We start from the raw sequence: 421 nt of genomic DNA on the forward strand, positions 1-421 counted from the left end.
TTTTCAAGGTGATTGTCAATTGCGTAACGCTGTCATTGGCGGTTTGCAGTTGCGTCGAGTCCAACGTGAGTTGCTGTTGTAGCTGGGGCAAGCGTGCCTGCTGCTCGCTAATTTTATGACTCAGCAGCTGCTGCTCGCTGGTGAATCTTGCTTGGTCTTGGCAAGCTTTGGCAAGTTGCTGCTCACTTGCGGTGATTTGCAATTGTCCGGTTGCCAGTGTTTGGGTGATGCGATTTTGTTGTTGTTCTAGCTCGCGCTGCTGACTGGTAAACTGGTTTAAGCGTTCATCGAGTGACTGGCGCTCGCTGATTTGCTGCTGTAATTGCGGTTGTAAATGCGAAAGCGTGTTGCTTAGCTCATACACCCGCTGTTGTTCTTGCTGCAATTTGTCCGCAAAACCTAGCCCCTCTTGTTGTAGACG

At 50.1% G+C, this 421-nt stretch carries 1 protein-coding gene; it reads right to left on the reverse strand.

Features of this window, described 5'->3' with window-relative positions; genetic code table 11:
* Positions 1–421, reverse strand: a 421-nt coding sequence (locus tag ACRQ1B_RS29190) for a hypothetical protein (protein ID WP_432297845.1), incomplete at both ends; no start/stop codon positions are given.

This window comes from Endobacterium panacihumi (genome assembly GCF_050847465.1).
Classification (GTDB): domain Bacteria; phylum Pseudomonadota; class Alphaproteobacteria; order Rhizobiales; family Rhizobiaceae; genus Neorhizobium; species Neorhizobium panacihumi.